Origin of the sequence: Paracoccus sp. Arc7-R13, assembly GCF_004010775.1 — a bacterium.
In the GTDB taxonomy this organism is placed as follows: domain Bacteria; phylum Pseudomonadota; class Alphaproteobacteria; order Rhodobacterales; family Rhodobacteraceae; genus Paracoccus; species Paracoccus marcusii.
Genome location: NZ_CP034810.1, coordinates 1,899,469 through 1,913,244, shown reverse-complemented (window position 1 = coordinate 1,913,244; position 13,776 = coordinate 1,899,469). Strand labels below are relative to the sequence as shown.

Genomic DNA, 13,776 nt, shown 5'->3' with positions numbered 1-13,776 from the left:
ATGTCAAGCGAGCAGAGGCCCGGCCTGATGGCCGGCAAGCGCGGTCTCATCATGGGATTGGCCAACGACAAGTCGATCGCCTGGGGTATCGCCAAGGCCTTGGCGGCCGAGGGTGCGGAACTGGCGTTCAGCTATCAGGGCGATGCGCTGAAGAAGCGCGTCGATCCGCTGGCGGCGCAGCTGGAGTCGGACACGGTGCTGCCCTGCGACGTGTCGAACGAGGCATCGATCGACACCCTGTTCGCGGATCTGGGCGCGAAATGGGACGGGCTGGATTTCGTCGTCCATGCCATCGGCTTTTCGGACAAGGACCAGCTGCGCGGCCGCTATGCGGAGACGACACGCGACAACTTCCTGATGACGATGGACATTTCGGTCTATTCCTTCACCGCCGTCGCGCGCCGCGCGGCCGCGATGATGAAGGATGGCGGGTCGATGCTGACGCTGACCTATTACGGCGCCGAACGCGTCATGCCGCATTACAACGTGATGGGCGTCGCCAAGGCCGCGCTGGAGGCCTCGGTCCGCTATCTGGCCGAGGATTTCGGCAAGGACAACATCCGCGTCAACGCGATCAGCGCCGGTCCGATCAAGACGCTGGCCGCCAGCGGCATCGGCGACTTCCGCTACATCATGAAGTGGAACGAACTGAACTCTCCGCTGCGTCGCAATGTCACGCAGGAAGATGTCGGCAATTCCGCCCTGTACCTTCTGTCGCGCCTTGGCGCCGGCGTGACCGGCGAAACGCATCACGTCGATGCCGGCTATCACGTCGTGGGCATGAAGGCTGTCGACGCCCCCGACATCGCGACCGTCAAGAAGGACTGACGGACACGCAGCCCCCATGATCCAGATCACGGCCGAACAGATGGGCATCTTCGTGGCCACGCTGTCGGCCGCGATCCTGTCGCCCGGACCCGGCGTGATCGCCGTCAGCCAGGGCGCCTTTGCCTTGGGGCGCAGACGTGCGCTGACCTATGGGTGGGGTTTGGCGATCGGCGCGTCGGTCTGGTGCCTGGTCGCACTGCTGGGACTGACAGCCCTGTTCCGCGTCGCCCCCTGGACCCTGATCCTGCTTAAACTGTTGGGCGGGGCCTATCTGATCCGCATCGGCATCCTGATGTGGATCCATGCCCGCGACCCGATGCCCGACGCCGCGGCGGGCGGGATGAGCCTGTGGTCCGGCATGGCACTGAACCTGTCGAACCCGAAACCGGCGCTGTTTTACTCCGCCGTGCTGCTGTCGATTTTTCCCGCCGCGCTGAGTGTCGCCGACAAGGGCGCCATCTATGCCGTGGCCTTGTCGGTCGAGCTGTTCTTCTATACCGCACTGGCCAGCCTGATGGCCCTGCCGCTGTTGCGGCGGCGCTATGCGGCCCTGAAATTCTGGATCGACCGGGGGGCCGGGCTGGCGATCGCCGCCCTCGGCCTGTCCCTGGTCCTGCGCCCGTGAAGGAGACAACGATGAACGACCGCCTGCCGCACGAAAAAGGCTTCCATGTCAGCTGGGACCAGCTGCACCGCGACGCGCGCGCCCTGGCATGGCGCATGGACGGCACCGAATGGCGGGCCGTGGTCGCCGTGACGCGCGGCGGGCTTGTCCCCGCGATGATCGTCGCGCGGGAACTGGACATCCGGACCATCGACACGATCTCGATCCGCTCATACAAGGGCGTCGGCACGGAAGCGGGCCAGGGCCAGCTGGAGGTCCTCAAGCGCCCCGACCCCGAACTGATGGGCGATGGCGAGGGCATCCTGGTCGTGGACGACTTGGTTGATTCGGGACGCACGCTGGAACTGATCCGCGAGATGTATCCCAAGGCACATCTAGCCACCGTCTATGCCAAGCCCAAGGGCAAGCCGATGGTCGCCAGCTATGTGACCGAGGTCAGCCAGGACACCTGGATCTTCTTCCCGTGGGACATGGCATTGCAGTACGTGCAACCTTTCCGCGGCGAAGACTGAAACGATATCAGGGGCTTGGCGAACCCCTGACATTTCTGTCACCGACAGGGCGGGAACCTGACGTGATGCCGGTGCATTAAGCACCCAATGGCGGGCTGCCCAAGCAACCCGCAAGGCACACACAGGAGACCAAAGACATGCGTAAGCTGCTTTTGACCACCACCCTTGCTCTGCCTCTGACTCTTGGCGCGGCATTCGCGCAGGACACGGCACCCGCCGCCGATCCCGCGATGGAGCCTGCCGAAACCGCCCCCATGACCGACGCCGGAACCGGTGACATGGCGACGGGTGACATGGCCACGGACGACATGGCCACCGAAGACGCCGATGAAGCCGCCGCCGCCGCATCCGCCGCGGACAAGGTCGAGGTTCAGCAGGCCGAGAACGAATGGCGCATCGACTGGATCACCGGCGCCAGCGTGACGTCGCCTGATGGCACCGATATCGGCTCGATCAGCGACCTGATCGTCGATGGCGACACCGGTGAGATGAAGGCCGCGATCATCGGCGTGGGTGGTTTCCTTGGCATCGGCCAGAAGCAGATCGCCCTGCCGTGGGCCGACCTGACCATCAACTCGGACGCGCAAGAGATCACCAGTGATCTGACCCGCGAAGAGGCCGAGGCCGCACCTGAATACGTGTTCCGCGACCAGGAGGCCCCGGCTGGCGACATGATGAGCGACCCGGCCGCTGACCCTGCAGCCGCACCTGCCGCGGACCCGATGGCTACCGGCACCGCGACCCCGCCTGCCGATACGATGGCGACCGAACCTGCAGGTGACATGGCGGCCGAACCCGCCGATGGTATGGCTGAACCCGCCGACACGATGGCGACCGAGCCGGCGGACACGATGGCAACGGAACCGGCAGACGGTACGACGACCGAGACCGCACCCGCCAACTGATCTGTGATCCTGACGAAAGAACGGCGGCCCTTTGGCCGCCGTTTTTTGTTACGCTCAGCTGTTTCCGCGGACGAACCGCGACGCGCCTTCTGCGGCGCGCTGCAGGGCACGGCTTTTGTTCACCGTTTCCTCGAACTCCGCTTCGGGGTCGCTGTCGTAGACGACGCCCCCGCCAGCCTGAATATACAGCGCCTTGTCCTTGACCACGCCGGTGCGCAGCGCGATGCACATGTCCATCTCGCCATTGGCCGCGAAATAGCCGACCGCACCGCCATATACGCCCCGCTTCTCAGGCTCCAACTCGTCGATGATCTGCATCGCGCGGACCTTGGGCGCGCCCGACACCGTCCCGGCAGGCAGGCCCGCCAACAGCGCGGACAATGCGTCCTCGCCCTCCCGCAACTCTCCGACCACGTTGGACACGATGTGCATGACGTGGCTGTAGCGTTCGATCACGAACTGCTCGGTCGGGCGGACGGTGCCGGGTTTGGCCACGCGACCCACGTCGTTGCGGCCCAGATCCAGCAGCATCAGGTGTTCGGCCAATTCCTTCTGGTCGGACAGAAGATCGGCTTCCAGCGCACGATCCTGCGCCTCGTCCGCGCCGCGGGGCCGCGTTCCGGCGATGGGGCGGATCGTCACCTCTCCGTCGCGCAGGCGGACCAGGATCTCGGGGCTTGCACCGACAATCTGGAAACCGCCCATGTTCAGGAAGAACATGAAGGGCGACGGGTTGGTCCGCCGCAGGCTGCGGTAAAGCGCGAAGGGCGGCAGCGGAAAGTCCATCCGCCACCGCTGGCTGGGAACGACCTGAAAGATGTCGCCCGCGCGGATGTAATCCTTGGCGGTCTCGATCGCGGCCAGATAATCGGGTTTGGCGAAATTGGACACCGGCGCGCCGATCTGCGTGTCGTCGCCCATCACCCGCGGCTCTGACGGCTGCCGGTCAAGCGAGCGCAGCGCGTCCATGACCCGTTCCGCGGCGCGCGCATAGGCCGCGCGCGCATTGTCGGTACCGTCATGCCAAGCCGGGGCGCACAGGGTCACCTCCCCCTTCACGCCGTCCAGCACGGCCACGACCGAAGGGCGCATCATCATCGCGTCCGGCAGGTCCAGCGGATCGGGGTTCACACCCGGCAGATCCTCGACCAGCCGGATCATGTCATAGCCCAGATAGCCGAACAGGCCCGCCGCGACCGGCGGCACGCCCTCGGGCATCGCGTCGATCCGGCTTTCCGCGATCAAGGCCCGAAGGCTGTCCAGCGCCGGGCGGGGATCATCCTCGAAGTCTTGAGAGAACCGCGCCTGCCGGTTGATCCGCGCCTGACCGTCGCGGCATTCCCAGACCAGATCCGGCTTCATGCCGACGATCGAATAGCGGCCGCGCAGTTCTCCGCCCGTGACCGATTCCAGCATGAAGCTCTGCGGTGCGGCCTCGGCCAGCTTCAGCATCAGGCTGACCGGGGTGTCCAGGTCCGCGGCCAGCCGGATGGTCACCAGCTGGTTGCGGCCTGCGGCCCATTCGGCCTCGAACTGCGGAAATTCCGGCGTCAGCTGCATCACTGGACCTGGGCGTTGATGGCGTTGATCGCGGACTGGTTCAATTCGACCGCGGACTGGCGCTGCGCATAGCGGGCGTAATAGTCGAACAGGTCGACCTGCAGCGACTGATCCAGACGCGACCGCACCCCGTCCAGCACCTGTGCGGCATCGGGCTGGGACAGGTCGGCATCGTTGATCTGGTCAAGCCGCACGACGAACACCCGGTCGCCCGCATCGACGACCTCGGCCTGACCGGGTTCGGTCACGGCAAAGGCCTGGGACAGCAGCTGCGGGGGCAGTCCGTCCATCCAGTCGCTGCGCGCCAGGCCGGTTTCGGTCGTCCAGGCGGAGGCGTCGTCGGCCTGCGCCTCGTCCGGGGTCGCCTCGGTCTGGGCGACCTCGGCCAGGCTCAGATCGGCGGCCAGTTCCAGCAGCTGGCGCTGGACCTCGGCGCGGCGCCAATCGGCCAGAACCTCGTCGCGGACCTCCTCGAAGGGGCGCAGGGTCGGGGGCACGATCTCGTCCAGGCGCATCGCAAAGACGCCGCCATCCGCCAGTTCGGCCAGTTCGGGGAAATCGGTGCTTTCCATCTGGGCGGCACGTTCGCGAAACGCCTCGTATCCGGCGATGCTGCCCTCGGCCGGCACCGCGTCGGCGGTCCAGTCGACCTGGCCCAGTTCCAGCTCGGTATCCTCGGCCAGCTCCTCCAGCGTCGCGCCGCTTGCCAGCGCGTCCTCCAAATCCGCGATGCGGTCCTGGATCTGGCGCGCGGCGGCGGACAGCGCCGCCTCTCCGCGCAGGCCTTCGCGCGCTTCCTCGAAGGGAATGTCGACGGGGTCCAGGATCGCGTTCACCGAAAACAGCGCAGGGCCCAGATCGGTCGGCAGCGGACCCACGACCCCCGGCTGGTCCAGCGCGAACACGGCCTCGGCCGCCGAACCCAGCTGCGCCTCGGTCACCTCGCCCAGATCAACGTCATCCAGCGTCAGTCCGCGCTGCAGGACGAAGGATTCGAACGGCGCGGTGTTGGCGTCGATCTGCTCGCGGGCGGCCTGCGCCTGTGCCTCGTCGGGGAAGACCAGGCGGCTGACCATCCGGCGCGCGGGGCGCTGGAACTGGTCGATGTTCAGCTGATAGGTGTCGCGCAGCGCGGCCTCGTCCAGCTGCACCTCGGAGGACAGCATGTCGGGCGTCACCCAGGCATAGGTGATCGCGCGCGTCTCGGGTGCGGTGAAGCGGTCCCCATTGGCAGCATGCCAGGCGCGCAGCGTCGCGTCGTCAGGCTCGGCCACGGGCGCGGGCAACTCGTCCTCGGTCAGTTCGCGCCAGCTGAAATCGCGCGTCTCCAGCAGCCAGCGCGCGGTCTGGTCGACCATCGGCGCCGGCGCGGTCACGCCGCCCACGACGGCGCGCTGCAGCAGCAGGCGCGCCTCGTCGTCGCGCACGGTCGCCTCGAAATCGGCCTCGGTCAGATTCTCGCGGCGCAGCACCTCGGCATAGGCGGCACGGTCGAACGACCCGTTCGGGCCCTGGAACGCGCCCGCCTGCATGATCGTCTGCGCGACCTGCGCATCGCCCACCGACACGCCGATGGCGCGCGCCTGTTCCGCCAGCGCTGCCGCCGCGATCAGGTTGGCCTGCACCGACTGCGCCAGCCCCATCTGCTGGGCCTGCTGCATGGTGATCTGCTGGCCGGTCTGCTGGGAAAAGGCGCGCATTTCCGATTGCAGGGCGCGGGCATAGTCGTCGGCGGTGATCTTGGTGTCGCCGACCGATCCGATCTCGGTCGTGCCGCCCGAAAAGCTGGTGATGCCAAAGCCTCCCAGCCCCAGCACCATCAGACCCATCAGGATCCAGACGATGGTCGATTTGCCCTTGGTACGCAGCTGTGACATGGCGCGGCCTTCCTCGTGGTCGTGTCCCGCCCGTCTTTAGGGCGCGGGCGGGTCAGCCACAAGTGGATCAGGCCGAAAGGCCGGCCAGCCGGTCCGCCAGCGCCGCGATTCCGGCCGCGTCGGCATTGGCGAACGCAATGCGCAGGTGGCGCGGGCCCGTGGCGTCGCCCTCGGGCGTGAACATCGTTCCGGGCAGCGCCAGGACGCCTGCGTCCCGCACCATCCGCCGCGCCAGATCGGCCGAGCCTTCGGCGAACGGGTGTTCGACCCATGCGAAATACGCCCCCGCGCTTTTCAACCGCCAGCCGGGCAAGGCGCCAAGGGCGGCCGCGGCGGCGGCACGGCGCGCCAGGATCTCAGCCCGCTCTCCGGCCAGCCAGTCCTGCAGGTGCTCCATCCCCCAGACCGCGCCGATCTGACCCAGTTGCGACGGAGAGATGGCCACGGTGTCCAGGAACTTCTCGACCTGCTGCAACCGCTCGATGCCGGCGACGATGGCGCCGACACGATGCCCGGTCAGGCGATAGGCCTTGGAAAAGCTGTAGAGCTGGATCAGCGTCCCGTCCCAGTCAGGCCGGGTCAGCAGGTCATGCGGTGCCCCGTCGCGGCTGTCGAAATCGCGATAGGTCTCGTCCACCACCAGCGCGATCCCGTGCGCCTGCGCCAGATCGAAGAACCGCCCCACAAGATCGGCCGGGTACTCCGCGCCCGACGGGTTGTTCGGCGTGACCAGCACGATCGCCCGCGTGGCGGGCGTGATCAACGCCGCTGCGTGATCGGGGTCGGGCAGCATGTCGGCCCCGCAGGGCAGCGGGACCGTGGCGACGCCCGCCATGTCCAGCCACATCTTGTGATTGAAGTACCACGGCGTCGGCACGATCACTTGATCGCCCTGCCCGGCCAGCGTCGCCATGACCGCGCAGAACGCCTGGTTGCACCCTTGGGTGATCGCGACGTTGGTCCCCGTCAGAGCACCACCATAGGCGGCAGAAAACTGCGCCGCCACGGCATCGCGCAGATCGCTGTTGCCCAGGACGGGGCCGTACAGATGCGCCTCGGGTCGGTGCAGGGCCGCCTCGGCGATGGCCCGGCGCAGCCCTTCGGGCGGCGGATCGACGGGGGCGGCCTGGCTGACATTGATCAGGGGTCGGTCGACGGGAAAGCTGACGCCGCTCAGCCAGCGGCGCGCCTCCATCACCGGGGGGGCAAAGGTCGCGGCGAGGGCGGGGTTCAGCGGGCGCATGTCAGTTTCGTTCCATTCTGCGAAGGTCGGTCAGGTCCGGTGGCAGCGACAGGTCCAGCGCCGGGGCGGGCATCGCGGGCGCCCGGTCCATGGGCACATCGTCCGACGGCGCGATCCGCGGCAATCCGTCCTGCGCCGCGCGGATCGCGGGCTGGGGCGCGGGGCCGGTCACCGTCACCGGCGTATCGCCGCGCAGGGTCAGGCCGGGCGCATCGGCGGCCATGTCGGGCGCGGGTTGCGCAGGCATCCGGTCCGTGGGCTGCAGGCTGGGACGCATCGTGTCATTCGTCACGGGGGCCGGTTCATCCTGGGGTGCGGGCACCGCGGCGGGCGTGGCCGCATCGCGCAGGCTGGCCGCACTGGGCGCGGGCAAGGTCGGCGAGACGTCGCCCCCGCGTCCGAATTCGGACCCGATCGGCATGCCGATCGACAGCGCGTCGCGCCCCGGCGGTGCCAGCGGCACCGCCAGCGACAGCCCGGCCAGCGCCAGGACCCCAACCAGCCCGCCCGTCGCCGCCCCCGCCAGAAATCCCCGTGCCATCCATGCCCCGTCCGTGCTGTGCGTCCGCCCGGTCTTGACCCCCGGTGGCGCTTTGGCCCATCTATAGCGGACGCTTTTTCCGGGGGAAACCGCCCCCCTTCTTCTGGCCGCAAGGTGCATCGATGATCCTTCTGATCGACAATTACGACAGCTTCACCTGGAACCTTGTCCATTACATGGGCGAGGCCGGGGCCGAGGTCGTCGTGCGCCGCAACGACCAGATCACCGTGGACGAGGCCCTGGCGATGGCGCCGGACGGGATCGTGATCTCTCCGGGTCCGTGCGATCCGGCGCAGGCCGGGATCTGCCTGGACCTGATCCGCGCGGCCGCGGACCGGGCCGTGCCGCTGTTCGGGGTCTGCCTGGGCCACCAGGCGATCGGAGAGGCGTTCGGCGGTCGCGTCGTGCGCGCCAACCGCATCCTGCACGGCAAGGTCGACGCGATCAGCCATGACGGCACGGGCGTCTTTTCGGGGCTGCAATCGCCGCTGAACGCCACCCGCTATCATTCGCTGACCGTCGAACCCGAGACCCTGCCGAACTGCCTGCGCGTCACCGCGACGTCGGACGACGGCACGATCATGGGTCTGATCCATTCCGACCTGCCGATCGAGGGCGTCCAGTTCCACCCCGAATCCATCGCCTCGCAGTTCGGACACGAGATGATCCGCAACTTCCTGGACCGCTGCACCGTCCGCAAGGACGCCGCATGACGGACATCCGCCCCCTGATCGGCCTTGCCGCCGAACGCCCCCTGACGGGATCCGAGGCCGAAGCCGCGTTCTCTGCGCTGTTCGACGGTGCGGCGACCCCCGCCCAGATCGGCGGCCTGCTGATGGCCTTGCGCGTGCGCGGCGAAACCGTGGACGAGATCGCGGCCGCCGCCCGCGCCATGCGCGCCCGCATGAACCGCGTCACCGCGCCCGACGGCGCGATGGACATCGTGGGCACTGGCGGCGACGGCAAGGGGACGCTGAACATCTCGACCGCGACGGCCTTTGTCGTGGCGGGGGCCGGCGTACCCGTGGCCAAGCACGGCAACCGAAACCTGTCGTCGAAGTCCGGGGCGGCCGATGCGCTGACCCAGATGGGCATCAACGTGCTGGGCGGCCCCGCCGTGGCGCAGCGCGCGCTGGACCAGGCGGGCATCTGCTTCATGATGGCGCCGATGCACCACCCGGCGATGCGCCATGTCGGTCCGCCCCGGACCGAACTGGGCACGCGCACCGTCTTCAACCTTTTGGGACCGCTGACCAATCCGGCCGGGGTCCGCCGACAGCTGACCGGCGCGTTCAGTGCCGACTGGCTGCGCCCCATGGCCGAGGTGCTGCGCGACCTGGGGTCGACATCGGCCTGGCTGGTGCATGGCGGCGACGGCACGGACGAGCTGTCGATCGCCGAGGACAGCCACGTGGCCGCGCTGCAGGACGGCCAGATCACCGAATTCACCATCGCCCCCGAGGATGCGGGCCTTTCCCGCCATCCCTTCGCCGCAATCGTGGGCGGAGAGCCGTCGCACAATGCCGCGGCATTCCGGGCCCTGCTGGACGGAGAACGGGGCGCCTATCGCGACGCGGTGCTGCTGAACGCGGCCGCTGCCCTGCTGATCGCGGGGCGGGTTTCCGACCTGCGCGACGGGGCCCGGATGGCCGCCGAATCGCTGGACAGCGGCGCGGCAAAGGCGCGGCTGGTGGCGCTGGCGCAGGTCACCGGCGCACCCGAATCGTGACGCCCCCGTCGGACTGGGCGCATCTGCCGTTCTTTCGGGACGACTGGCCGGCGATCCGCGACCGGCTGGCGGACACGGCGTTCCTGCCCGGGCCTGATCGGATCTTCGCGGCCCTGCAGGCGACATCGCCGCGGGATGTGCGCGTCGTGATCCTGGGTCAGGATCCCTATCCGACACCGGGCCATGCGAACGGGTTGGCATTCTCGGTCACGCCCGACACGCCGCTGCCCCGGTCGCTGCGCAATATCTTTGCCGAACTGCGCGACGACCTGGGCGACGCGCCCACCACGGGTGATCTGTCGCATTGGGCGCATCAGGGCGTGCTGTTGCTGAACACCGCGCTGTCGGTCGTGCCGGGACAGGCCGGGGCCCATGCGGGCTGGGGCTGGGAACGGCTGGCCCGACAGGCCGTTGCCGAGGCGCAGGCGCACGGTCCGCTGGCCTTCGTGCTGTGGGGCAATCACGCGCGGAAAGCGGTGGCGGGCCTGCCGCGCGCGCAGGATCTGGTGATCGCCACGGCCCATCCCTCGCCCCTGTCGGCCCGGCGCGGGTTCTTTGGATCGCGGCCCTTCAGCCGCATCAACGACTGGCTGACGGACCAGGGGCGTGCGGCCATCGACTGGACCGGCTGACCGCCGCGCCCCCTTTCCCCGCCCGCGCGGTGGGGATAGAACGGGGGCATGGATATTCTGGACAAGATCAAGGCCTACAAGCTGGAAGAGATCGCCGCCGCCAAGGCCGCGCGTCCGCTGGCCGACCTCGACGCGCAGGCCCGTGCGGCCGACGCCCCCCGCGGCTTTGCCCGCGCGCTGGACCGGGCCGCAGCCGGCGGCCCCGCCCTGATCGCCGAGATCAAGAAGGCCAGCCCGTCCAAGGGCCTGATCCGGCCCGATTTCGATCCGCCGTCGCTGGCCCGTGCCTATCAGGCGGGTGGCGCGGCCTGCCTGTCGGTACTGACCGACGGCCCCAGCTTTCAGGGCGCGCCCGCGTTTCTGACGGCCGCACGCGCCGCGTGCGACCTGCCGGCGCTGCGCAAGGATTTCCTCTATGACACCTATCAGGTGACCGAGGCCAGGGCCTGGGGCGCGGATTGCATCCTGATCATCATGGCCTCGGTCGACGACGCCCAGGCCCACGACCTGGAGGATGCGGCTATGGGCTGGGGCATGGACGTCCTGATCGAGGTGCATGACGCGCCCGAACTGGACCGCGCCCTGCGCCTGAAATCGCCGTTGATCGGCGTGAACAACCGCAATCTCAAGACCTTCGAGGTCACACTTGACGTAACGCGCGACCTTGCACCGCGCATCCCGGACGACCGCCAGCTGGTCTGCGAAAGCGGGCTGTTCACCCCGGCGGACCTGGGCGCGATGATGCAGACCGGCGCGCGGCGCTTCCTGATCGGGGAAAGCCTGATGCGTCAGGCCGACGTGACCGCCGCCACCCGCGCCATCCTGGACGTCGCCGCATGACCCTGACGCATTTCGACGCCGCCGGTCAGGCGCATATGGTCGACATCTCGGCCAAGTCCGAAACCGCGCGCGAGGCCGTGGCCACGGGCTGCGTGATCATGACACCCGAGACGTTGACCCTGGCGCAGGGGGGTGTGGCCAAGGGCGACGTACTGGGCGTGGCGCGCCTGGCGGGAATCATGGGCGCAAAGCGCACCGCCGATCTGATCCCGCTCTGCCATCCGCTGGCGCTGGCCAAGGTCGCGGTCGACCTTGTGGCCGATCCAGACCTGCCCGGTATCCGCGTCACCGCGACCGTCCGCACCACCGGCCGCACCGGGGTCGAGATGGAGGCGCTGACCGCCGTCATGACCGCCTGCCTGACCGTATACGACATGCTGAAGGCGGCGCAGAAGTCGATGGAAATTCAGGACATCCGCCTGCTGCGCAAGGATGGCGGCAAGTCCGGCCCCTACGAGGCGCCGCGATGATCTCGGTCACCGAGGCTCTTGAACGCGTTCTGGCCCTTGCCAACCCGCCGCGCCCCGAGGTTGTGTCCCTGGCCGACGCCCATGGCCGCGCTCTGCTGCAGCCCGCCGTGTCCCGGCTGACCCAGCCACCCTTCGACGCGTCCGCGATGGACGGCTATGCGATGCGGGCGGCCGATCTGGACGACGCCCTGACCGTGATCGGCACCAGCGCGGCAGGCCATCCGTGGGGCGGCACTGCCCGCCCAGGCACCGCCATCCGCATCTTCACCGGTGCACCGGTGCCGCAAGGCTTTGACCATGTCGAACTGCAGGAGAACGTGGACCGCGACGGCGACGTGATCCGCGTTGTGACGCGATCCGGGGGCAGCAACATCCGGGCGCGCGGCAACGACTTTGCGCAAGGCGATACCGTCGCGCCGGGGATCATCCTGGGCGCCGCTCATATCGGTCTGCTGGCCGCGATGAACGTCAACAATGTCACGGTCGCCGCCCGCCCCCGCGTCGCCATCCTGGCGGGCGGAGACGAGCTGGTTTCCCCCGGCACGGACCCTGCGGAGGGTCAGATCATCAGCTCGAACGACCTGGCCATTGCGGCCATGGTCCATGAAGCGGGCGGTGAGCCGCACATCCTGCCGATCGCGCGCGACACCGAGGACAGCCTGCGTGCCAGTTTTCGCGCGGCGGCGGACGCGGATCTGCTGGTCACCATCGGCGGCGCATCGGTCGGCGACCACGACCTGATCGGCAAGATCGCGCAGGAACACGGTATCGACCAGGCCTTCTACAAGGTCGCGCTGCGTCCCGGAAAGCCGCTGATGGCGGGCCGGATGGCGAAAGGCGCCATGCTGGGCCTGCCGGGAAATCCCGTATCGGCAATGGTTTGCGCGGTTCTGTTCATGCAGCCGCTGATCCGCGCGATGCAGGGGCTTCCGGCGGATGCGCCGTTGCGCAAGGCAAGGCTGGCCCATGACCTGCCGGCTGAAGGACCCCGTCAGCACTACCTGCGGGCGACATTGGCTGCGGGCGAGGACCTGCCCCTGATCGCGCCCTTTGCGGATCAGGATTCGGCACGGCTGGCGCTGATGGCACAGGCGAATGCACTGCTGGTTCGTCCGCCGCATGATCCGGCCAGGCCGGCGGGCGATCTGGTCGATTACATCCCCCTTGCCGCTAGTTAACTGTTTTTTCACCCTTTCACGGTCAACTGATTGACGCGATTCTGTGGATAAGCTAGAACAGACGCGGAACACGAAGAGAAGGGCGGGCCATGTTGACGAAAAAGCAGATCCAACTGCTTGAGTTCATCCAGAGGCGGATGGCACGGGACGGCGTGCCGCCTTCCTTCGACGAGATGAAGGATGCTTTGGACCTGCGGTCCAAGTCCGGCATCCACAGGCTTGTGACCGCGCTGGAGGAGCGAGGCTTCATCCGGCGCCTGCCGCATCGCGCCCGCGCGCTCGAGGTGCTTCGCCTGCCCGACGCCCTGTCCCACCTGACCGACGCCGCCCCCGAGGAGACGCGTCCGGCCTTCACGCCGCGCGTCATCTCGAACACGCGCCCCGCCCGCCCGCGCGGCGCCATGACGGTCGTCGACAGCCCTGCGGTTCAGTTGCCCCTGATGGGCCGTATCGCCGCCGGCGTGCCGATCGAGGCGATTTCCGAAGTGTCGCACCATGTGGCAGTGCCGGGAACGATGCTGTCGGGCCGTGAACATCACTACGCGCTTGAGGTGACCGGCGATTCGATGATCGAGGCCGGCATCAACGATGGCGACGTCGTGGTGATCCGCGAACAGGACACTGCGGAGACGGGCGACATCATCGTGGCCTTGGTGGACAATCAGGAAGCCACGCTGAAACGCTATCGCCGCAAAGGATCGATGATCGCGCTGGAGGCCGCCAATCCGGCCTACGAGACGCGTCTTCTTCCCGAAGACCGCGTGCGCATCCAGGGCCGGCTGGTCGGACTGATCCGCAGCTATTGACTCGCTTGCCGGGGCTGTGCCCCGGCATAT

The 13,776-nt window shown here is 68.2% G+C and carries 15 protein-coding genes; 11 read left to right on the top strand and 4 right to left on the bottom strand.

From position 1 onward, the window contains the following. From fabI to EOJ32_RS09500, 4 genes are all read left to right on the top strand, one after another. Positions 1-828, top strand: coding sequence for an enoyl-ACP reductase FabI (gene fabI / locus EOJ32_RS09515; protein ID WP_127898395.1), 828 nt, complete (start codon positions 1-3; stop codon positions 826-828). Between the two features lie 16 nt (positions 829-844). After that, on the top strand, positions 845-1,453 hold the full coding sequence (locus tag EOJ32_RS09510; protein WP_206692642.1) for a LysE family translocator: 609 nt from the start codon (positions 845-847) through the stop codon (positions 1,451-1,453). A gap of 11 nt (positions 1,454-1,464) precedes the next feature. Beyond that, positions 1,465-1,965 carry a xanthine phosphoribosyltransferase gene (gene gpt / locus EOJ32_RS09505; protein WP_045980835.1) on the top strand — a complete coding sequence of 167 codons (501 nt, stop codon included), beginning with the start codon at positions 1,465-1,467 and terminating at the stop codon, positions 1,963-1,965. Positions 1,966-2,102: 137 nt separating this feature from the next. After that, the gene (locus EOJ32_RS09500) at positions 2,103-2,870 is read left to right on the top strand and encodes a PRC-barrel domain-containing protein (RefSeq protein WP_127898394.1); all 768 of its coding nucleotides are present in this window, start codon (positions 2,103-2,105) and stop codon (positions 2,868-2,870) included. A gap of 54 nt (positions 2,871-2,924) precedes the next feature. On the opposite strand, the gene trpE is transcribed toward EOJ32_RS09500, so the two are convergent. From trpE to EOJ32_RS09480, 4 genes are all read right to left on the bottom strand, one after another. Further along, entirely contained in the window at positions 2,925-4,430 is a 1,506-nt protein-coding gene (gene trpE / locus EOJ32_RS09495; protein ID WP_127898393.1) for an anthranilate synthase component I, read from the bottom strand. Continuing rightward, entirely contained in the window at positions 4,430-6,307 is a 1,878-nt protein-coding gene (locus tag EOJ32_RS09490; protein WP_045980832.1) for a SurA N-terminal domain-containing protein, read from the bottom strand. Before EOJ32_RS09490 ends, trpE begins: the two co-directional genes overlap by 1 nt. A 67-nt stretch (positions 6,308-6,374) precedes the next feature. Further along, complete coding sequence (locus EOJ32_RS09485; protein ID WP_045980831.1) at positions 6,375-7,550, bottom strand: aminotransferase; 1,176 nt, start codon at positions 7,548-7,550, stop codon at positions 6,375-6,377. Between the two features lies 1 nt (position 7,551). Next, positions 7,552-8,091: a hypothetical protein gene (locus EOJ32_RS09480; RefSeq protein WP_127898392.1), complete on the bottom strand. Its 540-nt coding sequence runs from the start codon at positions 8,089-8,091 to the stop codon at positions 7,552-7,554. Positions 8,092-8,213: 122 nt separating this feature from the next. Here EOJ32_RS09480 and EOJ32_RS09475 point away from each other — a divergent pair, with 122 nt between their 5' ends. The 7 genes from EOJ32_RS09475 to lexA all read left to right on the top strand — a co-directional run bounded on the left by EOJ32_RS09475 (position 8,214) and on the right by lexA (position 13,746). Beyond that, a complete protein-coding gene (locus EOJ32_RS09475; RefSeq protein WP_045980829.1) occupies positions 8,214-8,804 on the top strand; it encodes an aminodeoxychorismate/anthranilate synthase component II in 591 nt (196 codons plus the stop codon). After that, entirely contained in the window at positions 8,801-9,820 is a 1,020-nt protein-coding gene (trpD, locus tag EOJ32_RS09470) for an anthranilate phosphoribosyltransferase (RefSeq protein ID WP_127898391.1), read from the top strand. Before EOJ32_RS09475 ends, trpD begins: the two co-directional genes overlap by 4 nt. Beyond that, positions 9,817-10,452: a uracil-DNA glycosylase gene (locus EOJ32_RS09465; protein ID WP_127898390.1), complete on the top strand. Its 636-nt coding sequence runs from the start codon at positions 9,817-9,819 to the stop codon at positions 10,450-10,452. The genes trpD and EOJ32_RS09465 overlap by 4 nt, the downstream gene beginning before the upstream one ends. Before the next feature lie 48 nt (positions 10,453-10,500). Further along, positions 10,501-11,292, top strand: a complete 792-nt coding sequence (gene trpC / locus EOJ32_RS09460) for an indole-3-glycerol phosphate synthase TrpC (protein WP_127898389.1) — start codon at positions 10,501-10,503, stop codon at positions 11,290-11,292. Further along, positions 11,289-11,762, top strand: a complete 474-nt coding sequence (gene moaC, locus EOJ32_RS09455; protein WP_127898388.1) for a cyclic pyranopterin monophosphate synthase MoaC — start codon at positions 11,289-11,291, stop codon at positions 11,760-11,762. The genes trpC and moaC overlap by 4 nt, the downstream gene beginning before the upstream one ends. Then, positions 11,759-12,940, top strand: a complete 1,182-nt coding sequence (gene glp / locus EOJ32_RS09450; RefSeq protein ID WP_127898387.1) for a gephyrin-like molybdotransferase Glp — start codon at positions 11,759-11,761, stop codon at positions 12,938-12,940. Before moaC ends, glp begins: the two co-directional genes overlap by 4 nt. 89 nt (positions 12,941-13,029) lie before the next feature. Then, positions 13,030-13,746 carry a transcriptional repressor LexA gene (gene lexA, locus EOJ32_RS09445; RefSeq protein WP_045980823.1) on the top strand — a complete coding sequence of 239 codons (717 nt, stop codon included), beginning with the start codon at positions 13,030-13,032 and terminating at the stop codon, positions 13,744-13,746. Positions 13,747-13,776: the final 30 nt, after the last annotated feature.

What these genes read in the sequence shown, in the direction of transcription:
- EOJ32_RS09485 (WP_045980831.1), bottom strand. Translation starts at nt 7,550, where the DNA reads ATGCGCCCGCTGAACCCCGCCCTCGCCGCGACCTTTGCCCCCCCGGTG.
- EOJ32_RS09500 (WP_127898394.1), top strand. Translation starts at nt 2,103, where the DNA reads ATGCGTAAGCTGCTTTTGACCACCACCCTTGCTCTGCCTCTGACTCTT.
- moaC (WP_127898388.1), top strand. Translation starts at nt 11,289, where the DNA reads ATGACCCTGACGCATTTCGACGCCGCCGGTCAGGCGCATATGGTCGAC.
- trpE (WP_127898393.1), bottom strand. Translation starts at nt 4,430, where the DNA reads ATGCAGCTGACGCCGGAATTTCCGCAGTTCGAGGCCGAATGGGCCGCA.
- fabI (WP_127898395.1), top strand. Translation starts at nt 1, where the DNA reads ATGTCAAGCGAGCAGAGGCCCGGCCTGATGGCCGGCAAGCGCGGTCTC.
- gpt (WP_045980835.1), top strand. Translation starts at nt 1,465, where the DNA reads ATGAACGACCGCCTGCCGCACGAAAAAGGCTTCCATGTCAGCTGGGAC.
- EOJ32_RS09475 (WP_045980829.1), top strand. Translation starts at nt 8,214, where the DNA reads ATGATCCTTCTGATCGACAATTACGACAGCTTCACCTGGAACCTTGTC.
- trpD (WP_127898391.1), top strand. Translation starts at nt 8,801, where the DNA reads ATGACGGACATCCGCCCCCTGATCGGCCTTGCCGCCGAACGCCCCCTG.
- lexA (WP_045980823.1), top strand. Translation starts at nt 13,030, where the DNA reads ATGTTGACGAAAAAGCAGATCCAACTGCTTGAGTTCATCCAGAGGCGG.
- EOJ32_RS09480 (WP_127898392.1), bottom strand. Translation starts at nt 8,091, where the DNA reads ATGGCACGGGGATTTCTGGCGGGGGCGGCGACGGGCGGGCTGGTTGGG.
- trpC (WP_127898389.1), top strand. Translation starts at nt 10,501, where the DNA reads ATGGATATTCTGGACAAGATCAAGGCCTACAAGCTGGAAGAGATCGCC.
- glp (WP_127898387.1), top strand. Translation starts at nt 11,759, where the DNA reads ATGATCTCGGTCACCGAGGCTCTTGAACGCGTTCTGGCCCTTGCCAAC.
- EOJ32_RS09510 (WP_206692642.1), top strand. Translation starts at nt 845, where the DNA reads ATGATCCAGATCACGGCCGAACAGATGGGCATCTTCGTGGCCACGCTG.
- EOJ32_RS09490 (WP_045980832.1), bottom strand. Translation starts at nt 6,307, where the DNA reads ATGTCACAGCTGCGTACCAAGGGCAAATCGACCATCGTCTGGATCCTG.